Origin of the sequence: Luteibacter yeojuensis (genome assembly GCF_011742875.1) — a bacterium.
Classification (GTDB): domain Bacteria; phylum Pseudomonadota; class Gammaproteobacteria; order Xanthomonadales; family Rhodanobacteraceae; genus Luteibacter; species Luteibacter yeojuensis.
The window spans coordinates 964,498-983,071 of the sequence record NZ_JAAQTL010000001.1 but is presented as its reverse complement, the minus strand read 5'-3'; the positions used below and the strand labels follow the sequence as shown (position 1 = coordinate 983,071).

Genomic DNA, 18,574 nt, shown 5'->3' with positions numbered 1-18,574 from the left:
CATGATCGAAACCCTGGAGTGGTCCTGCCACAGCGACGACCGGATCCACGCCGTCGCCACGCAGCAACGGCTGCGGGACTTCATCCTCGGCGACGGGGCGCGCCTGCTCGAGCGGTCGTTCGATCGCCTTTCGTCGCACGGGCACGTGTGGCGCGTCGACCGGCTGGAGATCGACCTGGGCGACCTGCCCGCCGATGCGGACACCGCCGTATGGGAGCGGCATCTGGAACTCGCGCTCGACACGGCGTTGCGGCGGCAGCGTCAGGAGGACGAAGAGCGCATGCCCGGACGGCGCGGGGAAGGATACCGCGCGCTGGAAAACTTCCTCTATTACGTCGAGAACGGGCGACTGCACTGGTCGATGCCGTCGCTCGCCCACGCCTCGCTGGCCGAGTGGCTGAGCCACCTGGCACGGCAATCCGGGCCGCGGCTGTGGTCGGCCTTGCTTCGCCTCCCGCACCCCGAGCGCGCGGTTCGGCGGCTGAGCCAGATCGCGCCGCATCATGGCCTTCACGCACTCCTGGCCGTGCGCCACGCCGAATTGGCACAGGGCCTGGAAGACCTCGACGAGGCGCTGCTCGAACCCTTGCGCGCGCAGGGCCGCCTCAATGCCTACCAGCTTGCGCAGATGCGGCAGGCATGGCGCGTGGCGGGGCTGCATGCGCTGTGGACCAGCCGCAGCAGCCATCTCGGAGTGACCCGGCTACGCCAGCTCATGGACGCGTTGTGCGGCAGCCTGTTGACGGTCGTCGGGAGGGACGAAACCGTGGCGTGGGCTCTCCGTCTCCGCTCGCCTTCGCCGGGGAGGGATGCGGGGGGACTCCGGCGCAGCCTTTTCCTCGGCCTGCGGCTACGCCTCCTCGATACCCGTCGTACGCGCGCCGACGAGGGCAGGGCAGCCGTGGCTTCGCCCGCGGACGGGGCGGAAACGCAGGACACGAACCTCGCCGACACCTTGCCCGGCACGTGGCAGGAGTCCCTGCGGCAGTTCGCGCTCCTGCACCAGTCCGACGCCTGCGTGCGCACCGCGGGACTCGGCCTGTCGGCCTTGCAGATCCACCTGTTCGATTACAGTCTGGCCTATCTCGCCGAGACGAAGCGCGTTCCCCAGGACCACGTCGCCTGGCACGGTGTCTGGCAGGAAGCGCTGGATGCCATGGGCACGGAGGAAGAAGCGCAGGTGTTCGATATCGCGCGCACCGGCCGGGGAACGACCGAGCGGGGAGACGAGCGGCCGCACATCAAGCACGGCCGTCGGAGCGACGGCAGCGTTTCGCCCGCGGACGACCACCCGGACAACGAAGCGATCTACATCGCTAACGCGGGCCTGGTGCTGCTCGCCAACTATGCGCCGCGACTCTTCGACATGGTCGGCCTGACGAGCGATGGCGTTTTCGTCGACCGGGCCGCGCAGTATCGGGCTGTACACTGCCTCGTGTATCTCAGCGACGGACACACCGGCAGCGAGGAGCACGAATGGGTGCTCAACAAGTTGCTGTGCGGCCTGCCGATCGACGAGCCGGTGCCGCCGGCCGCGCCGCTGGGGACGCTCCTGCCTGTCCTCGACAGCCTGCTGCCCGCCGTGGTCGCGCATTGGCAGGCGCTGGGCCGGACATCGCCGCACGGACTTCGCCAGACCTTCCTCCAACGTATCGGGCGCATGGTCGAGCACGAAGCCTTCGACCGCGAACATTGGCGGCTGAAGGTGCAACCGAGTCCCTTCGACGTGCTGCTCGACCGGCTTCCCTGGACGTACGGAACGATCCGGCTGCCCTGGATGAAGGAGGTGATCCATGTCGAATGGCGATGAGGATCGCTACAGGGTTCACGCGTCGGCGCTCGAGCAGGAATTGCGATGGCTCGAGCGCATCGTCGACCTTCGTCTGGAACAGCATTTCCAGCAGCAGCCGGAAGGCTTCGAAGCGGCTCCCGCGCCGCCCGTCCTGCCGCCGGAAAGCGCGCTGGCCGTGCTGATCGCCGATCTCGGCCTGCAAGCCCGCGAGCGCGCCGTGCTCGCCCTGGCGATAGCACCCCATGTGCGGCCCGGGCTGCTCGACCTCCTCTTCGTCCGCAACCAGAACCTCGACCGTGGCTTCACCGAATTCGGCGGCTGGAAGGCGCAGCGCCACGGCGGCTTCCTGCCGACCGGCGAGACGGCGGCATTCCTGGTCGCGGGAGACCGGCTGGCGTCGCGGATCGCGCTGCTTGGGATCTTCGACGCGCACCATCCGCTCGTTTCGCGGGACGTCTTGCGGCTGGACGGCGAGGGAACCGGCAACGAGCCGCAGCTGAGCGGTGCCCTCACGGTCAGTGCGGAATCGCTGCAGCGCCTGCAGACGGGCGTCGCGGACAAGCCGGACTACAACATCCAGTTTCCGGCGAAACGTGTGACCACCGGCCTGACCTGGTCGGACCTGGTGCTTTCGCCCGACGTGATGGACGAGATCGACATGATCCGGACGTGGTTGAACGACGGTCCGCGGCTGATGCGCGACTGGGGGCTCGCACGCGTGGTCAAGCCGGGATACCGCAGCCTGTTTTATGGGCCGCCCGGGACGGGAAAGACGCTTTCGGCCACGTTGCTCGGCCAAAGCACCGGCGTGGACGTGTACCGCATCGACCTGTCGATGGTGGTGTCGAAATTCATCGGCGAGACCGAGAAGAACCTGGCCCGCGTGTTCGACCAGGCGCAGAGCCGGCGCTGGATCCTGTTCTTCGACGAGGCCGACGCGCTGTTCGGCAAGCGCGGCGCGGTACAGAACAGCAACGATCGCCACGCCAACCAGGAAATCGCGTACCTGCTCCAGCGCGTGGAGGATTTCCCCGGCGTGGTGATCCTCGCCAGCAACCTGCGCGGGAACCTCGACGAAGCCTTCTCCCGCCGTTTCCAATCCATGGTGTATTTCCCGATGCCCGACGCCGAGCAACGACTGCGACTCTGGCAAAGTCTCCTTCCGCAAGTGGGCCGCGTGGCGCCGGACGTCGACGTGGAGGCCCTGGCTGAGCGCTACGTCCTCTCCGGCGGCGCGATCGTCAACGCCTTGCGCTTTGCCGTATTGCAGGCCGCGCGCACCGGTGCCAACCGGATAGGTGCCGCGCATCTGCGCGCGGCCCTGGCGAAGGAGCTCGGCAAGGAAGGGAGGACCCTGGGATGAGTTCCTTCGTGCGACGCGGACTCGGCATGCTGCTCGCGCTGCTGGTCGGCGCGCCGGCGGCCGCGTCGGCGCTCACGTGCGCCGAGGTGCAGCCGTTGCGCCTTGGCGACAGCGTGATGACCTTGCCTTCCGGCACCGTGGGACAGCCCTATCGCTACACGCTGCGCGCCACCGGCGGCGTGCCGCCGTATACCTACCGGTCGGAGAGTCTTCCACCCGGCATGTCCCTCAGTGCCGCCGGCGAGCTCGCGGGTGCACCGGCCACCTTGCCGATGGTGGCGGTGTTCGTCGCCGGAGTACGGGATCGACATGGCTGCATCGCGCAGCAGACGTACAGGCTTGCGATCATGGCGCCGCGGCCGGCACCGCCTCCCAGGACGGAACCGCGGCCCAGGCCGCCTCGTCCGGCGGAGCCCGCGAAGAAGCCGGAGGAAACGCCGCCGCCGCCCAAGCCGCTTCCTCCCCAGCCGCTCACGACCGTGCCATTGATCGAGACGCTCGCCGCGCCGTCGTCGCCGCAGTCGACGATGGATGTGTACAGGCTTACTCCCGATATCTTCAAGGACAAGGACGTGCTTGCGGATCTCAAGCGACGTTCCGCCGATGTCACGGAGGTCGCCGGCCTCATCCCGGCCGCGGAACCCGAGCCCGCGGACGAGAAGGAAGAAGGCGCGGACGGCGGCACGGCCAAGGACGAGGGCAAGGCCGAGGGCAAGAGCGTCCCCAGGAACGAGTTCGTGGACCCGACCGTCGACGTGGATGCCAAGGCACAGTTCCAGCGGATGCTCGCGCCGCTGGTCGGTGTCGAATTTCCCGGGCGCGATCTGTTCGTGGCGGCCCTGGACACAAGGCTGTGCGCTTTTTCCAGGGAGATGATCGTGGCGGCGGCGAACCGGCAGCACCAGCCTCCGCCCGTCATGAAGGACTCGGACTGCCCGCCCGACTGGTCGAAGGTGGCCAGCGCCGACGATTCGGTGCCGCCAAGCCACTTGCCGTGGCAACAGGTACCCCAATGGCTGATGAGCGCGTCCATGCACGCGCTGCTGATCGAGAAGGCGAAGCAGTCCCATTCGCTGATCCAGCCCGCCGCGCCGTCATGGTCCGGCGCCGGCTGCGGTTGCGTTCGCGCGCTGAGCGGACAGGTTTACGGGTTCTATCCATACTGGGACAACGGCGCCGCGCCTCGCCGTCTCGATTTCAGCATGCTTTCGCGCATCAGCGTGTTCGCGCTCTGGTTCGCCGACAATGGCGACCTGATGGAACCCGGCTGGACGACGGCACAGGATACGGCCTTCATCCGCGAGGCACAGCGGCAGAAAACCGCCCTGGACTACACTCTCTACCACAACGACTGGCGCTTCCTCCAAGACGCCACGGACGACAACGTCAGGGACATCGCCGAGCGATTGGCCGTCCAGGCGACGAACTTCATCGACACGCCGCTCTCCGATCTCGCATCGCGTGTCCATGCGTGGGTTCCCGGCTTCGCCAGGGTGGAACGTTACGGCAACGGCCTGACCCTGTACCTGGATCGGATGCCCGGGGCCGACGATCCGCTGCGGCCGGCGTTCGAGCGCTACCTCAACCAGCAGGTTCGCGGCCTCGTCGCCGAACTGCGCCGGCGTCAGCGCGCCTACGTGCTCAATATCGTGCTGCGGGACACGGACCTGACCGGGACGGGAGCCATCTGGACTCCCAGCCGCATGGCGGAGTACCTGGGCCAGGCCGAGGCGCTGGATCCACGGGGCGGGAAGGTGCCCGGCGGGAACGCGCGGGAACAGAGCGGCACGAATCTTTCGCTGCGATACATGGTGCTGCTCACCCAGCCGAGCGCGAACAGCATGCGCGAGATCCTTGTTACGATCGATCGCGACAAGGACATATCCGAAGAGATGTGCCGGATCCTGCTTCGCCGGGTGATCCCGATCGTTTCCACGGGTGCGTCGACCGGCGAGGATCTTACCGAAGACCTTTCGTACGCATCGGATAATTTCGGCGGTGCGGGATTCTGGGCGGCCCCCGCCCTGGACGAGCCCCTCGGCGGCGTGGCCGCCGCGCGGGTCCGGCGCAGCTTCCTGCCACGTCCCCCGCGCACCGAAAGCCTGAAAGGATGGGTCTGCGAATACCGTTGGCCCTTGCGCATCCTCGCCGAGGCCGTCCTCCTGGTGTGGCTGATCGCCTTCGTCGTTTACCAATCGAGCTGCCGGATGCGGCAGGTCGGCCTGCCGTTCCAGCTCGGCCTGTTGCTTGGCGCCATCGTCTTCCTGGTCCTCGGTGGGCTGCTGCTCCTGGGCGATCCGGCACTGGCGCAGGTACGGCAAGGCAACGCGTTGCTCGCCGTGGTATTGGTCGCGCTGGTCGCGACGATCGCTTATCACATGCTCAAACCAAGGGTGGAGAAACCATGAAAGCGGAACCCGTGAAGCAGGCAAAAGGTGCGATCGAGCCGGCGGCGGCAGCGTCGGATGCGAGAGGTCCCGTGCAGAGGAAAGCAGCGGATAGCCCGCGACAGGTGGGTGAGGCCGCTCACATCGCGCAGCTGAAGGGAGAAAAGCCGAAGGAAAAAGCGGGGGCGAAGAAGGGCAAGGGCGGCAAGTAAAAAGCGCCAGGACATGAAGGACGCCGTGCAGGACGAACGCGTCGGCAAGGGCGGCTCGCCGGTCGCCTCGGCGGGCGGTCGCCTGCCCGCGCCTCCGATCCAGCGAAAGGTCGACACGAGCCCCAGGCAGCGCCACCAGGAAAGCCATCTGTCCCGGCTGCGGGAGGCGCCTGTCGACGGCAACGCGCCGATCCAGCGAAAGATCGCCATTCCGGCCTTCAGCGGAGCGAACCCGGTGTCATCGCTCTACGGACTACCCGCTTCCACGGCGAACTACACCACGCAGACGCGCGGCGCCTTCAACGTTCCGGCCACGAGCAGCGCGAGGCTTGGTGCCTTCAAGGCAGGCAGCGGCGCGATCAACACGAACCTGACTTTCGCGCTCCAGGCGATCAACGACATGCGCGGGGGAATATACGAGCGTTGTCACCTGCTCGCGCACAAGCTGGGCGGCGAGGGCGTTCCGGCGAACATCGTCCCCGCGACGAAGACCTTCAATGCCGCGGCGTTGAACGATATCGAAGCGCCCATCATCGAGGCGCGTCAGCAACCGCAGAAACGGCTATTCCAATACACCGTGACAGCGAATTACGGCGACCACGCCAACGCCAACCTCCGCCCTGTCGAGACGTTGTTGCCGACGAGCTTCGGGTACTCCCTGCAGGAATACCACTGGACCGGCGCAGGGTCGTCCACCCAGATCGCCAACTGGACCGCGCAACCCGCGATGAACCTTGGCGCCGACGCGGTCAAGCAGAACGACTTGAGTGCGCTCGGGGCCCTCCACAGCGACGCGCCGCACATCGCGGGACCCACGGGGTCGTTGGGCGCGTTGATCGATCACTTCACGAATCAGGTCGCGACCTCCATCACGAAGATCGAACTGTCGCAGGGCATGCGCGCATTCATAAGCGGCGAGGTGCAGGCGGCCGCTCTGCAAGGCATCGCCAGCGGAGAACGCGCATTGCCCAGGGATGCCATCTCGGGAGTGGTGGACTACATGCACGCCCGTACCGGCGCGATCGCCGATCGAGCCGTGGGAGACGAGCTGGTCCGGCAGACGCAGCATGTGACGGCCGATTCGCTCGCCCTGGTGAACAGGGCGCGGCAAACCATCACGGAGAAGCTGACGTACGATATCGATGGCGTCCAGCAAGTCGACAGGACAGGCCTGGATGCCGCGATGAGGCGCATCGAAGCGTTGCGCGCCACCCTGCTCGAGCGCTGCAGGAACCTCCTCGCCCAGCATGAGCGGCTCGCAGAGTTCACCGCGCCACTGGACTTGCTGAACGATTTTGCCGCCGACGTATCCGAGGAGACATCGAGGGCAAGCCTCTATACCTGATGCGCTGTCGCATGCCCGCTTCGTTATCCGGCCGGGCTATCGGTCAAGGCCCGCTCGAGCGCATCGAGGAAGACCTTCACCCGGCTCGGGACGTAGCGCCGGGAAGGGGTGAGGGCCCATACGGAGAGTTCTTCGGTCGATGCGTCTTCGAGCGTTATCTGGCGCAAGCGGCCCGACGCCAGGTGTTCGCGTACATCCCACCACGTCAGCATGGCGATACCCGAGCCGTCCAGTGCGATCGAGCGGACCGCCTCGACGCTCGCGCTCGTGAACCGGCCTGAGAGCGAAATACGGTGGACTTCGCCGTCGATGACGAACGGCCATTTGCCTATCGGGGTGAGCATGATGCAGTCGTGCCCGTGGAGTTCCGGCACCGTGCGCGGCGTTCCCCGTTCGGCCAGATAGGCCGGCGACGCGCAGAGGATCCGCGGATTGGCGGCAAGTCTTCGTGCGATAAGGTCCGAATCCTTCAGCACCGCGATCCGGATGGCGAGGTCGTAACCGCCCGCGACGATGTCCACGACGCGATCGCTGAGATCCAGCTCGACGCCGATCTCGGGATACTGTTTCAACAGTTCCTTGACCAGGGGAAGAACGATTTCCTGCCCGAAGATGCTCGGCGCGGTGAGCCTGAGATGCCCCCGCACGGCCGACAGGTTTCTGCCGAACTCGTGCCTCGCACCCTCTTCGGCATCGATCATCGCGCTCGCATAGGGAAGGAAGGCTTCGCCTTCCGGCGTGAGCGAAACAGACCGTGTCGTTCGATGCAGCAGACGCACACCGAGTTCGTCTTCCAGCGCGGCAATGCGCCGCGACACCCTCGCGGTGCTCGCGAAGCGCTACGCGCCGAAGGCCATGATCATCGCCAATGGCAGCCTGCACGACATCGATCGCGCCGAAGCGCTGATCGGGTCGGGCGTCGACATGGTCGCCCTGGGCCGTGGTGCGCTGGCCAATCCCGACATGCCATCGCGTCTCGTGGCTGGACGCGAACTGCGGTCGTTCGACAGTTCGATCCTCGGGCCGGTCGCGGACATCAAGGAGAGCGAACTCGCTCTCCGTCACGGCCACTGAGCATGCAACACCAGGCGGAGCCCGGTCTCGGGCCGGTCCTGGAAACGATCTTTCCATCGGAGACTACGTCATTTCGTCGTCTGGGCGCCGGAAGCGAAAGTGCTATGGGTCGGCAACATGATCCAGGCACCGTCGCCGGCCTTGCCGTGGTTGCTGGAGGGGCGGCACAGGGATACGATCGAGACCCTTGCCCGGGTGCGGGACTTCCTGCCCGAGGACGCGACGATCATCCCGGGGCATGGGCGGCCGATGCGTCCGGCGGATATCGAGTTCCCGCTCAGCTATCTTCGCGAACTGGACGCCGCGGTCAGCAAGGCCGTGGAAGAAGGACGCTCCGTGGAGGAGACGTTGGAAACCGTCTCCATGGCCCATTATGGCGAGTACAGCCTGTTCGACTGGGCACACACGTCCGTCAACGTTCCGGCAGCCTATCGGCATTTCGAGGACGGGGGCAAAGTCGCGGGAAGCAGCTAGTCATCGAGTCTTTTCATGTCAGGCAACGGTATGGCGATACGCATGCAGGCGAAGATCGACGCTTTTCTCGACGACTTCTTCTCTGCGCCGACCGCAGGCATGCGCCGTGTCTTCGATCCCTGGAACGCGGTTTCCGCCGACGACATCGCGCCAGACGCCATCGCAGGCCGGCGCGAACGCCTGCGACGCCATCTGTCCCTTTCGGCACCGAAGCTTCTGCTGGTGGGCGAGGCGCCCGGCTACCAGGGCACGCGGGTCACCGGTTCGCCGTTCACGTCCGAAGCACTGCTGCTCGAGGACGGCGTGCCAAGGATCGGGCGGCTGGCCGGGAGGCTCACGTCGCGCCGCCTGCCATGGCGGGAGCCGTCGTCCACCATCGTCTGGCGGGCGCTGCGCGACGCGGGTATCGCCGGGCAGACCCTTCTCTGGGGCGCGTTCCCCTGGCATCCCTTCGCGGACGTTCCGCTGTCGAACCGGCCGCCCAATGGGCCGGAGAAGGCGTTGGGCGCCGTCTGGCTGGAGAAGTTGATCGCCGCGCTTCCCCGCGTCACCGTGGTTGCCGTGGGAAACGTGGCAGCCGACGCGCTGCGAGGGATCGGCGTCGAAGCGGCGAAGATCCGGCATCCTTCCAACGGCGGAGCGACGGCGTTTCGCGCCGGCATCGCAGGTCTCGCGAGAGGAATGCTTCCGCACGATGCCGGCGGCGATTGAACCCCGGCCGGCGGCACGGCTTATACGGGGAGTTCCTTTCCCGTTTGCTCGTTGATGAGGTACTCCGCGTACCATTCGGGCCAGTTTTCATCGCGCTGGCCACCGTTCCGCTCCTCGTGCTCGCCGTGGGCGGTTCCCGCCCGGCGAAGCGCGGCGGCGAGGTCTTTCGGCGAGCCGAACGTGGCGACCTCGACACGGCCGGGCAGCCGCTGGGTGACCTCCTGGAACAGCCAGCCATTGCCATCGGGATCGCTGAAGCTGGCGAACGAGCGGTAGCTGCTGCGTTCGGGATGGCGTCCATCGATCCGGGCGCGACCAAAGAGATAGGGATCGTCCGCGCCGGCATAGACCCCGGCAGCGTCGTGGAATACCTCGCTTATCGCGACACCGCGAGCGAGCATGTCCTTGTGGGCGGCCTCGATGTCGGAAACGATGAGATACAGCCCCTGCGAAGAGCCGGGCGTCGCCGCCGTGACGTTCCTGCCGAAGATGACCGAGCATCCCGAGCCGGGCGGGGTGAACTGGACGACACGATAGAACCCGTCGTCCGAGGCGAAATCCGCATCGAGCCGCCAGCCAAGGTCGCTGTAAAAGCGTTTCGCGCGATCGACATCCGCCACGGGAATGACGACGATTTCGAACTTCATCTCGATGGCTGCGCTGCTCATGGGATCTCCGCCGACCGTAAAGGCGTGCCTGGAAAAAAGGCGAGCATAGCGCCGGACACGAGCCGATGATTGTCGGTCCTGGCAACGCCACCCACCGCATATCCGTACAAGCGAATGCCATGGAAATCCACTCGATAGGGTGAATCCGTTACCGCCGGGCTGGTCGATCATGGTCGACGCCGCGATTCCTGCGAGCAGTTCGGGAGGAGGTTCACCCATGTCACACCGAAATACCGTCGTTATCCTGGGCATGGCGCTGGCCGCTGTGCTGGCCTGCGCCGATGTGAACGCTGCCGGCGCCAAGGCCAAGCCGCAGTCCGCGTCGTTGTCGGACGCGAGCGGAAACCTGCACGTGCCGGACAAGTATCGGGAGACTTACGAGTATCTCGGAACGTGGTCGGTCGCGGCATCCGGCAAGGAAGGTGCCAAGGAAATGCACGTTGTCTACGCATCGCCTGGAACGACCGCTGCCTATAAGAAGAATGGCAAGTTTCCCGACGGCGCGGTCCTGGTCAAGGAAGTCTTCGAAGCCGCCACGGGACCCATGACCACAGGCACCGTCAGCCACGAGCAGACCCTGAAGGGGTGGTTCGTGATGGTGAAGGACGACAAGAACAGGCATCCGGACAACAAGTTGTGGGGCGAAGGGTGGGCCTGGTCGTGGTTCGATGCCGGCAACCCCAAGAAGACCACGTCGACCGACTATCGCACGGACTGCCAGGCCTGCCATACGCCGGCGAAATCGACCGACTGGATCTACGTCCAGGGATACCCTGTTCTCAAGAACTAGCGGTAGGCGATGTGCGCGGGCACGCTGAGACGGACCTCCGTACCCGCGCCGGAACGCGAGCGGATGCGCAAGGTGGCGGGAATCGCCTCCGCGCGTTCGCTCATGCCCAGCAAGCCGTAATGATCGCGACGCATGCCTTCGGCGAGCACGCCTTCGGGGATGCCCTTGCCGTCGTCCATGACGCTGACGATGAGCTGCCGCCAGCTGAAGATGACCCGTACCCGGACGGCTGACGCCGCCGAATGGCTGCGTGCGTTGACCAGGGCCTCGCGGACGATGGCGACGATTTCGCCGGCGACGTTCCAGTGCAGCTGACGAATGCGGCCGTTCAGCGACAACGAGACTCGCTCGTCGTCCGGGAAGACGCTCTCGATGATTTCGTTGAGGAAGAGCCGAAGCGGGCATCCGCTCCCGCTCTGGTCGCTGCGCATCAGTCCCAGCTTGTCCCGACTTTCGATGACGGCCTGCCGGGCCAGTTCCGCTGCGCGCGCGAGTTCCTCCTGCGCCTTCTCCGACGGAGGTTTCCGGCTTATCGCCTGGACCGTGAGGAGCAGGCCCTGCACGCTCTGCAGCAGGGTGTCGTGAAGGTCGCGGGCGATGCGCTCGCGCTCCTCGGCGCGGATTCGTCGCTGGTCGTCGCGTCGCGCGACATACAGGCGATAACCGGAAAAAGCAGCGATCGCGACGAGCGCTCCCTCGATGTAGTGGCGATATCCCGTCTTCATGGCTGGGGGTTCCGTGGAGAAGCGGCGTCGCCAGGACTCAGGTGTCCAGGAAGCCGCGATGGATCGCTATGGTGACAGCATGGGTACGATCGTGGGCGTTCAGCTTCGAGAGGATCGACTTCATCCGCGTTTTTACGGTTTCTTCGGCGATATGCAACGAAGCGCCGATTTCCTTGTTGCTCATGCCCTGCGACGCCAGCCGCAGGACGCTCAGTTCGCGCGGCGTCAGGCCCTCCATCCCCTGGTGAGCGCTGACGTCCTGGAGCACATCCGGCGCCACGTGCCGCCGTCCGCAGAAGGCGGCACGGATCGTGGCGATGATCTCCTCGCTCGAGGCCGTCTTCAACAGATAGGACGTCGCCCCGACGGCCATCGCCCGGGTCACCCGGGCATCGCCGGGGTACGTCGTCAGGACCACGATGGGAATCTGGGGATCCTGCTCGCGAATGGCGGCGATCGCCTGCGTGCCGTCGACGCGCGGCATCTGCAGGTCCATCAGCACCACGTCGGGATCGGAGAGGCCGAAGTGCTCGATGGCCTCGGCACCGTTCGCCACCTCCGCGACCACTTTCATGTCGCGTTCGTCCTCGAGCGTCGAACGCAACCCCTCGCGCATCATGGGATGGTCGTCGGCGATCATGATCCGGATGATTCTGCTCTGATTCATAGCTTCAGTCCTTCCGGGGGCGTGAAGCGATGCTTCTTGCCTCACGCGCATAGTATAGGAGGCCGGGCACCTAGGTGCGCAGGTAGGCGCATTTGGCCCGGACTTTCAGGGTGACGGTGGTTCCCTCGCCGGGAGCCGAGGCGATCTGGAACCTGGCGCCGATCCGCCGTGCACGCTCCCGCATGCCGACAAGACCGAAGTGGCCTTCACGTACGCCGCGGTCCAGGACATGGCTCCCGATGCCGACGCCGTCGTCCTGCACGATGGCGACAAGATGGCGCTTCTCGAACGACACCCGCAAGGCGATGCGGCTGGCCTGCGCATGTTTCCTGGCATTGGTCAGTGCTTCGCGAAGAATGGCGACGATCTCCTCGGTCACCTCCCACGCCAGTTCACGCACATGCCCCTCCAGGACGACTTCGGTGTCCTTTCCCGTGGTCGACGATTCCGCCTCGAGTTCTTCGAGGAGGAGGATCATCGGACAGACGGGGGGGGCGTCGCCGGCACGTAGCGTGCCCACCTTGTCGCGGCTGTCCGCGACGGCGCGCCTGGCGACCGCGACGGCGCGCACCAGCGCCTGTCGCGTCTCCTCTTCCATCGGCTGGCGGCTGATGGCCTGCAAGGTCAGCAAGAGACCCTGGATACTTTGCAGGAGGGTATCGTGGAGGTCACGTGCGATACGATCGCGCTCTTCCTCCCGTATGCGCGTACGCGTCACGGTCTGGTTGAGACGCCAGCGAAACGCGTACCAGATGACGACGAGGGCTACGGATACCAGTGCTATGCCGCTCCAGCCGGACAGTATTGCCGGGAGCGGGGAGATATTGCGAAAAGGGATAATCGAGGCCTCGGAAACTGCGGTTCCCGGAAGGTTGGCGTGGGATCCCCGGCGCTCAAACGCCCGAAAGAGTGAATCTCATCCTGGGTTCCGCGAAGGGCAGGCCTGTCGGATCGCCTCGATGATGTCGTCGCGGCTGGATGTCTTCAGGAAGGTTGACGAAGCACCGCGGCACAGCGCGCGATGGGCGACCGAATCGTCGGGGTAGGTGGCCATGGCGATGACGCAGGGGCGTGGCGAGGCATGGCTGAGCAGATCGATGAAATCAAGGCTGGCCGGTTCCTTCAGTTCGAGATCCACGAGAGCGACGTCGGGACGTAATCGCTCGACCAGAGAAAGGGCGGTGCGGTCATCGCCCATCTCCCCGACGACGTCCATATCGTCGGTCTGCTCGATGATGGCGCGTAGACCCTCGCGCATCATCCGATTCCGATCGGCGATGAGAATCCTTACTTTGCGTCGCACGTTAGTTCACCGAACGCTCGTCGTGAGGCTGTGCATTGTTCGGCCCGGCGGCACGAGCGTACAACTCCCAAAGGAGTGGATCGAAGTAGTCAAAAACGGATGAAAGCGACAACGGGACATCCCCCGGAAGAGGCGGGATGCACCCCCCAGTCTCGGTACGCGAGCGACTCACCACCGGCAAAGCGCCCCGGATTGGTGTCTTTTAGGCAACAAAGGGGGGGGTCGGGGTGCGACTCGTTCGAGTCTTTCGAGGTGGGTGGCGCTATGCGGAAATCCAGGCAATTACCAAAGGGAACCACCATGTCACTGACCATGTTCGAATCCACGATCCCTGTACTCTGGCGAGGCCTGGGCGTGCTGCTTTCCTATATCGACCGCATCGAGGAGGCGCATGCGGCCGGCAAGGCCGACGCCGAAGACATCCTGGGCGCACGGCTTGCGCCCGACATGTTCACCCTGGGCCGGCAGATCCAGATCGCCTGCGACAATGCGAAAGGGGGGCCGGCGCGACTGACCGGGCGGGAGGCGCCATCCTTTCCGGACAGCAAGAAGACGCCCGCGGATTTCCGCCACCGGATCATGAAGACGCGTGCCTACCTGAGGAGCTTCCGGCCCGCGCATTTCAACGGGAGCGAGGACCGCGCCATCGACCAGTCGTACCGTCGTGCCGACTATTCCATGCCGGGCGTCGATTTCCTGCGCACGGTGTTGATGCCCAATTTCTATTTCCACATCGCCATGGTGCACGCCATCCTTCGCCACCGGGGTTTCCCCATCGGCAAGGAGGACTACTTCGGAAAGTTCCAGTGCGGCGACATGTCGCTGGAGCCCAGCCCGTGGACGACCATGCGCTTCCTTACGGCGGGGGAGACGGCGACATGGCTGGAGCGGCACGGGACGGCGGGCGCGTACCGGTTTCCGTTCACCACGAAGGGGGTTGTCCTGAACCCGCGAGATCTTGTCGATGGCCTGATGGAGGACCTGGGGGGTTTCGACGGAGGGCTGCTCCGGGTCGTCGACTGGATCTGGGACGACGAATACGAAGGCGATCCCACGCAGTCCTATCGCGACCGCTATGACGAGGACAGGCCGCTGCTCGAGGTTCCTGGGTTTCTGTTCGGGCCGGAAGATGCCGGGGCGGCCAAGGAACTCATGACCATGATCCTGGAGCGGAGGTGGTCGGCGCGGTTCTACCTCCGCTCGGGAGCGGCGGCGTTGCAGATCGACGAAGGCGATCGCTTCATTCTCTTCGGCAAGGACGAAGAGGCCGAGCGGCGAGTGAATTTCCGCTTGATCGAATGCGGCTTCGGTCGTTTCGACTGATCGGCGGAAGGGCCCTGGCTTGCCAGGGCCCTTCGTGTCTTACGGGCGAATGCGTACGACCGTCTTGCCGCTGATCCGCGTGGTCGGATTGAACGCGGCGACGGCATCGTCGAGGCTTGCGATGTGGCCGATGTTCGTCCGCAGCCGTCCGTCCCGGACGCGCTGGACGATCTCGGTCAGCTGGGCACGATCGGATTCGACGACGAAATCGATCGCGCGGCCGTCGGCGGGGCGGGCCTCGGGCGGGCCGACGACGGTCACCAGGGTCCCGCCGGCCCGGATCATGCGCGCGGAACGCTTCTGGATATCTCCCCCGATGACGTCGAAGACCAGGTCGACGGCACCGGCATCCTCGAGGGTGTCGTTCTCGAGGTCCAGGAACTCGTGCGCGCCATAATCGAGCGCTTTCTGGCGATCGGCGGCGCGGCCGGTAGCGACGACGTACGCGCCGGCTTCGCGCGCAAGTTGCGTGACCATGGTGCCGACGGCACCGGCGGCGCCGTGGGCGAGCACGCGTTGGCCCGACTGGAGGTGCCCGTGCTGGAACAGGCCCTGCCATGCGGTGAGACCGGAGATGGGAAGACTAGCCCCCACCGTGAAGTCGACATCGCCCGGCAACGGTGCGAGGTTGCGCGCCTCGATGGCGATGTATTCCGCGAGCGAACCGTCGCGATACCAGTCGGAGAGGCCGAATACCCGCTGTCCGATCGACAGACCGGTGGAGCCATAGCCCAAGGAGGTGACCACGCCGGCCAGTTCGTGTCCGAGAATCGACGGTGCCCGGTTCTGGTCGAGACGATCGGTCCAGGTCGAAGGCCATTCGAGTTCGGTGGGGACGAACCCCGACGCGACGACCTGCACGATGACATCGTTGATCGCCGCTTGTGGGTCAGGTCGTGTCGTCAACGTCATCCCAGGCTTGCCGGCTGCTTTGTCGGTAACCACTATCGCTTTCATGTTGCTGTCTCCTCGATGAGAAGGATCACGGTAGAAAGGCGATCGACACCGGACAACCCTCGTTTGAGTGCGCCCATCGCCTCCCGAACGGGTCTTCGCGAGGAGGGGAACGGAGCCGACACTGACCACCGTCTCCATGAGCTCAACGAGGGTGTCCGATGCCGAAGGAACTGCCAAGCCAGCGGATGGCGCGATCTTTTGGCCTGAAGGATCTGTCGGCCACCGTAGTATGCGCCTCGCCAGGTCTCGCGATCACTTTGGCGGAGTTGGAGGTGTCCCCGCGTCGGGGAGGCGAAAGTGTCTCCATGCGCCCCGACGATGCCTTCCTTCTCATTCACTTCACGGACCGGTTGGAAAACCTCCGGTGCGAGGAGGGGAACGACGTATGGCAGGTAGACCGCACCGGGCAGAACGAGAGCTGCCTGCTCGACCTCAGGGAGCCATTCTCGCTTTCCTGGTCCTCGCCGTTACGCGCCCTCGCGCTCTACATCCCGCGCCAGGTCCTCTTCGATGTCGGCGCTTTATCCCTCGAAAGACACACATTCCGAAGCGGCAGGCGGATGGACGATCCGATACTCCATTCGATCATGGAATGCTTGAAGGAATCGCTCGTCGACCGCCTGACCCGCGATCGCGAACGCTACGTGCGGCACGTTCTCCTGGCGACGTGCGCGAGGCTGGTTCAGCTTGGTGCGGTGGAGGAGGCGAACCTTCCTGTCGCATCGCATGCCATGGCGGCCGAACAGTGGCGCGATGCGGCGTCGGTCATGCGCGACCATATGGAAAAAGGCGTATCGATCCGCGAACTCGCGGATACCCGTGGTTTGGTCTATGCCGAGTTCGTTCGCGCATTCAAGCGCTCTTTCGGCGTCTCGCCTCGCGACTGGCTCACGGCGCGTCGCCTCGAGCGTGCCCTCGAACTCATGGGCAATCGTTCGCTGCCCCTGACGGAAATCGCGTCCCGCGTGGGTTTCTCCGATTCGAGTCAATTTAGCCGGCTATTCATTCGGTTCATGGGGTGCCCGCCCGGCGCTTGGCGTCGCGAATCGTTCGGCACCTAGGAATCTCTCGACCCTTTAGGGTGTTTTCCGACGAAGGCCGCGCATGTGCCAATGGGCAGGTCTTCGCGCCGCGTAAGGAATCAGCATGTCATCCCCGGCATCCCACAGCCAAGCGGACAGGAAGACCGTTCCAGCGAGCACGTCGCCCCGTTTCCTCACGGCCGCCGAATCGTCGGCGTGGCTCGCCACACGCGGACTCGCCGAGGGGCCGGTGCCCGGTACGCCGGGAACGTGCTTCTTCCAATTCGCGCCGCGACCCACCTTCGTCGGCTTGCGCGAACTCTTCACCGTCTTGCTGGATGACGCCGGTCCTTTCCGTGGCGGACTGCTGCGATTCGACGGATGGCAGTGGGACGGAGGCTGCGAATCGGATCCGACCGCGTCGTATCGACGGGGCAGGGGAGACTGGCGTTCGTTGCGTCAGGCGCCCGGATTCGTCTTCGGCGCCGACGAATCGGCGGAGGTCGCCGATCTCCTGGCCCTCGTCGTCGAACGGAGATGGTCGGCGAGTTTCTACGCCTCGTCGAAGGTCGCGACATGGAGGCTTCGCGACGGCAACAGAGTCGATGTGTTCGCGGCGAACCTCGGTGTCGAACGACGCATGCAGCACCGGCTTGTGAGGCTCGGAGCGGTGCTCTTCATTCCCTGATGCAGTCTTACTCGATTGAGGCTGTCGCCTCGTGTCCTGGTGGGTTCCACTTCACCTCGACCACCAGGAGTAAGACAAATGAACGATTCGATCGCCAGCAGGCGGACTTTCCTTGCGCGCGCGGGCGTCGCGACGCTCAGCGTCGGCGCGGGCACGCTTCTGTCCCATCGTGCGCTCGCCGCCACGGCTTCGCCTTCGAGCGACGTCGGCGTCATCCAGACGGCCCTCGCGCTTGAGCACGAGGGCATCGCTGCCTACCGGCTTGCCGGCAAGAGCGGACTGCTCTCGCCAGGCACCCTCAAGCTCGCGCTGATCTTCATGGGTCACCATGAAGCGCACCGGGATTCCTTGGCGAAACTGGTCATGCAAGCCGGTGGAAAGGCCGTCGAGCCGAGGACCGATGCCCAGTACGTGGCCGAACTCAAGCTTGCCTCGTTGAAGTCGGAAAGCGACGTGGTCGCCCTGGCGACGACGCTCGAGCGCGGCGCCGCCAGTGCTTACATCGGCCAGGTGACGTCCCTCAAGGATCCCAAGCTGGCCAAGCTGTTCGCGGCGATCTCGGCGGACGAGGCGATCCACTGGACGACGCTGAACAACGCCGCCGGAACGCCGATTCCCTCGGCTCCCTACGTGTTCGCATGATGGGTCGAAGGATGAACCCCAAGGCCTGTTTCCTGCTGTGCGGCGTGCTGATGTCGACGACGATCAGCCACCGGGTTGCGGCGGCCGACGATGCGGCCGCCGGGAAGGTGCTTTACCAGAACCAGTGCAGTGCCTGCCATTCGGTCGACGAGGACAGGATCGGCCCGCGGCACAGGAACGTGGTCGGAAGGAAGGTCGCGAGCGTTCCGGGGTACGACTACTCGTCCGCGCTGAAGATGCTCGGCGGCGCCTGGACGCCGGCCAGACTCGACCAATGGCTGAGCGGTACGCAGAAGATGGCACCGGGCAGCAAGATGTACCTGGAGATGGACGATGCGGAGCAGAGACGCCTGATCATCGCCTTCCTCGAATCGGTTTCCGGCCCGGACGACCGCGGGACCACGCACGCAAGCCCTCCATGAACGCCGGTG

General features: G+C 65.4%; 21 protein-coding genes. 14 read left to right on the top strand and 7 right to left on the bottom strand.

Annotated elements, in window-relative coordinates; translation table 11 throughout:
* Position 1 precedes the first annotated feature (1 nt).
* The 5 genes from HBF32_RS04340 to HBF32_RS04320 are packed head-to-tail and all read left to right on the top strand — an operon-like array spanning position 2 to position 7,099.
* Complete coding sequence (locus HBF32_RS04340) at positions 2–1,810, top strand: contractile injection system tape measure protein (protein ID WP_166698390.1); 1,809 nt, start codon at positions 2–4, stop codon at positions 1,808–1,810.
* Positions 1,794–3,155, top strand: a complete 1,362-nt coding sequence (locus HBF32_RS04335; RefSeq protein ID WP_166698389.1) for an ATP-binding protein — start codon at positions 1,794–1,796, stop codon at positions 3,153–3,155. Before HBF32_RS04340 ends, HBF32_RS04335 begins: the two co-directional genes overlap by 17 nt.
* Positions 3,152–5,563 carry a putative Ig domain-containing protein gene (locus tag HBF32_RS04330; protein ID WP_166698388.1) on the top strand — a complete coding sequence of 804 codons (2,412 nt, stop codon included), beginning with the start codon at positions 3,152–3,154 and terminating at the stop codon, positions 5,561–5,563. The genes HBF32_RS04335 and HBF32_RS04330 overlap by 4 nt, the downstream gene beginning before the upstream one ends.
* Positions 5,560–5,754 (top strand): hypothetical protein, encoded by a 195-nt coding sequence (locus HBF32_RS04325; RefSeq protein ID WP_166698387.1) that lies wholly within the window; start codon positions 5,560–5,562, stop codon positions 5,752–5,754. Before HBF32_RS04330 ends, HBF32_RS04325 begins: the two co-directional genes overlap by 4 nt.
* Positions 5,755–5,767: 13 nt before the next feature.
* Positions 5,768–7,099: a DNA/RNA non-specific endonuclease gene (locus HBF32_RS04320; RefSeq protein ID WP_166698386.1), complete on the top strand. Its 1,332-nt coding sequence runs from the start codon at positions 5,768–5,770 to the stop codon at positions 7,097–7,099.
* 23 nt (positions 7,100–7,122) lie between these two features.
* On the opposite strand, the gene HBF32_RS04315 is transcribed toward HBF32_RS04320, so the two are convergent.
* Complete coding sequence (locus HBF32_RS04315; RefSeq protein WP_205287697.1) at positions 7,123–7,917, bottom strand: LysR substrate-binding domain-containing protein; 795 nt, start codon at positions 7,915–7,917, stop codon at positions 7,123–7,125.
* Here HBF32_RS04315 and HBF32_RS04310 point away from each other — a divergent pair.
* From HBF32_RS04310 to HBF32_RS04300, 3 genes are all read left to right on the top strand, one after another.
* Complete coding sequence (locus HBF32_RS04310) at positions 7,904–8,173, top strand: hypothetical protein (RefSeq protein ID WP_205287696.1); 270 nt, start codon at positions 7,904–7,906, stop codon at positions 8,171–8,173. The genes HBF32_RS04315 and HBF32_RS04310 overlap by 14 nt on opposite strands.
* 117 nt (positions 8,174–8,290) lie before the next feature.
* The gene (locus tag HBF32_RS04305) at positions 8,291–8,647 is read left to right on the top strand and encodes an MBL fold metallo-hydrolase (RefSeq protein WP_205287695.1); all 357 of its coding nucleotides are present in this window, start codon (positions 8,291–8,293) and stop codon (positions 8,645–8,647) included.
* 15 nt (positions 8,648–8,662) lie between these two features.
* Complete coding sequence (locus HBF32_RS04300) at positions 8,663–9,358, top strand: uracil-DNA glycosylase (protein WP_166698384.1); 696 nt, start codon at positions 8,663–8,665, stop codon at positions 9,356–9,358.
* A gap of 20 nt (positions 9,359–9,378) precedes the next feature.
* Here the strand turns inward: HBF32_RS04300 and HBF32_RS04295 are convergent, their stop codons facing one another.
* Complete coding sequence (locus tag HBF32_RS04295) at positions 9,379–10,026, bottom strand: VOC family protein (RefSeq protein ID WP_166698383.1); 648 nt, start codon at positions 10,024–10,026, stop codon at positions 9,379–9,381.
* Between the two features lie 217 nt (positions 10,027–10,243).
* Here HBF32_RS04295 and HBF32_RS04290 point away from each other — a divergent pair, with 217 nt between their 5' ends.
* Positions 10,244–10,816 carry a cytochrome P460 family protein gene (locus HBF32_RS04290; protein ID WP_166698382.1) on the top strand — a complete coding sequence of 191 codons (573 nt, stop codon included), beginning with the start codon at positions 10,244–10,246 and terminating at the stop codon, positions 10,814–10,816.
* Here HBF32_RS04290 and HBF32_RS04285 read toward each other — a convergent pair.
* The 4 genes from HBF32_RS04285 to HBF32_RS04270 form a co-directional block, all read right to left on the bottom strand.
* Positions 10,813–11,541: a sensor histidine kinase gene (locus HBF32_RS04285; protein WP_166698381.1), complete on the bottom strand. Its 729-nt coding sequence runs from the start codon at positions 11,539–11,541 to the stop codon at positions 10,813–10,815. The genes HBF32_RS04290 and HBF32_RS04285 overlap by 4 nt on opposite strands.
* 37 nt (positions 11,542–11,578) lie before the next feature.
* The gene (locus tag HBF32_RS04280; RefSeq protein WP_166698380.1) at positions 11,579–12,208 is read right to left on the bottom strand and encodes a response regulator transcription factor; all 630 of its coding nucleotides are present in this window, start codon (positions 12,206–12,208) and stop codon (positions 11,579–11,581) included.
* A 70-nt stretch (positions 12,209–12,278) separates the two neighbouring features.
* Positions 12,279–12,926: an ATP-binding protein gene (locus HBF32_RS04275; RefSeq protein ID WP_166698379.1), complete on the bottom strand. Its 648-nt coding sequence runs from the start codon at positions 12,924–12,926 to the stop codon at positions 12,279–12,281.
* A 198-nt stretch (positions 12,927–13,124) separates the two neighbouring features.
* Complete coding sequence (locus HBF32_RS04270) at positions 13,125–13,511, bottom strand: response regulator (RefSeq protein ID WP_166698378.1); 387 nt, start codon at positions 13,509–13,511, stop codon at positions 13,125–13,127.
* Positions 13,512–13,811: 300 nt separating this feature from the next.
* Here HBF32_RS04270 and HBF32_RS04265 point away from each other — a divergent pair, with 300 nt between their 5' ends.
* Positions 13,812–14,834 (top strand): DUF1993 domain-containing protein, encoded by a 1,023-nt coding sequence (locus HBF32_RS04265; RefSeq protein ID WP_166698377.1) that lies wholly within the window; start codon positions 13,812–13,814, stop codon positions 14,832–14,834.
* A 39-nt stretch (positions 14,835–14,873) separates the two neighbouring features.
* Here the strand turns inward: HBF32_RS04265 and HBF32_RS04260 are convergent, their stop codons facing one another.
* Complete coding sequence (locus HBF32_RS04260) at positions 14,874–15,791, bottom strand: NADP-dependent oxidoreductase (RefSeq protein ID WP_166698376.1); 918 nt, start codon at positions 15,789–15,791, stop codon at positions 14,874–14,876.
* Between the two features lie 158 nt (positions 15,792–15,949).
* Here HBF32_RS04260 and HBF32_RS04255 point away from each other — a divergent pair, with 158 nt between their 5' ends.
* The 4 genes from HBF32_RS04255 to HBF32_RS04240 all read left to right on the top strand — a co-directional run bounded on the left by HBF32_RS04255 (position 15,950) and on the right by HBF32_RS04240 (position 18,565).
* On the top strand, positions 15,950–16,852 hold the full coding sequence (locus HBF32_RS04255) for a helix-turn-helix domain-containing protein (RefSeq protein WP_166698375.1): 903 nt from the start codon (positions 15,950–15,952) through the stop codon (positions 16,850–16,852).
* An 85-nt stretch (positions 16,853–16,937) separates the two neighbouring features.
* The gene (locus HBF32_RS04250) at positions 16,938–17,501 is read left to right on the top strand and encodes a hypothetical protein (protein WP_166698374.1); all 564 of its coding nucleotides are present in this window, start codon (positions 16,938–16,940) and stop codon (positions 17,499–17,501) included.
* A gap of 78 nt (positions 17,502–17,579) precedes the next feature.
* Entirely contained in the window at positions 17,580–18,143 is a 564-nt protein-coding gene (locus HBF32_RS04245; RefSeq protein ID WP_166698373.1) for a ferritin-like domain-containing protein, read from the top strand.
* Between the two features lie 11 nt (positions 18,144–18,154).
* On the top strand, positions 18,155–18,565 hold the full coding sequence (locus HBF32_RS04240; RefSeq protein ID WP_166698372.1) for a c-type cytochrome: 411 nt from the start codon (positions 18,155–18,157) through the stop codon (positions 18,563–18,565).
* Positions 18,566–18,574: the final 9 nt, after the last annotated feature.

Coding starts and splice junctions, on each gene's coding strand:
- HBF32_RS04340 (WP_166698390.1), top strand. CDS start 2: ATGATCGAAACCCTGGAGTGGTCCTGCCACAGCGACGACCGGATCCAC.
- HBF32_RS04335 (WP_166698389.1), top strand. CDS start 1,794: ATGTCGAATGGCGATGAGGATCGCTACAGGGTTCACGCGTCGGCGCTC.
- HBF32_RS04330 (WP_166698388.1), top strand. CDS start 3,152: ATGAGTTCCTTCGTGCGACGCGGACTCGGCATGCTGCTCGCGCTGCTG.
- HBF32_RS04325 (WP_166698387.1), top strand. CDS start 5,560: ATGAAAGCGGAACCCGTGAAGCAGGCAAAAGGTGCGATCGAGCCGGCG.
- HBF32_RS04320 (WP_166698386.1), top strand. CDS start 5,768: ATGAAGGACGCCGTGCAGGACGAACGCGTCGGCAAGGGCGGCTCGCCG.
- HBF32_RS04310 (WP_205287696.1), top strand. CDS start 7,904: ATGCGCCGCGACACCCTCGCGGTGCTCGCGAAGCGCTACGCGCCGAAG.
- HBF32_RS04305 (WP_205287695.1), top strand. CDS start 8,291: ATGATCCAGGCACCGTCGCCGGCCTTGCCGTGGTTGCTGGAGGGGCGG.
- HBF32_RS04300 (WP_166698384.1), top strand. CDS start 8,663: ATGTCAGGCAACGGTATGGCGATACGCATGCAGGCGAAGATCGACGCT.
- HBF32_RS04295 (WP_166698383.1), bottom strand. CDS start 10,026: ATGAGCAGCGCAGCCATCGAGATGAAGTTCGAAATCGTCGTCATTCCC.
- HBF32_RS04290 (WP_166698382.1), top strand. CDS start 10,244: ATGTCACACCGAAATACCGTCGTTATCCTGGGCATGGCGCTGGCCGCT.
- HBF32_RS04285 (WP_166698381.1), bottom strand. CDS start 11,541: ATGAAGACGGGATATCGCCACTACATCGAGGGAGCGCTCGTCGCGATC.
- HBF32_RS04280 (WP_166698380.1), bottom strand. CDS start 12,208: ATGAATCAGAGCAGAATCATCCGGATCATGATCGCCGACGACCATCCC.
- HBF32_RS04265 (WP_166698377.1), top strand. CDS start 13,812: ATGTCACTGACCATGTTCGAATCCACGATCCCTGTACTCTGGCGAGGC.
- HBF32_RS04260 (WP_166698376.1), bottom strand. CDS start 15,791: ATGAAAGCGATAGTGGTTACCGACAAAGCAGCCGGCAAGCCTGGGATG.
- HBF32_RS04255 (WP_166698375.1), top strand. CDS start 15,950: ATGCCGAAGGAACTGCCAAGCCAGCGGATGGCGCGATCTTTTGGCCTG.
- HBF32_RS04250 (WP_166698374.1), top strand. CDS start 16,938: ATGTCATCCCCGGCATCCCACAGCCAAGCGGACAGGAAGACCGTTCCA.
- HBF32_RS04245 (WP_166698373.1), top strand. CDS start 17,580: ATGAACGATTCGATCGCCAGCAGGCGGACTTTCCTTGCGCGCGCGGGC.
- HBF32_RS04240 (WP_166698372.1), top strand. CDS start 18,155: ATGAACCCCAAGGCCTGTTTCCTGCTGTGCGGCGTGCTGATGTCGACG.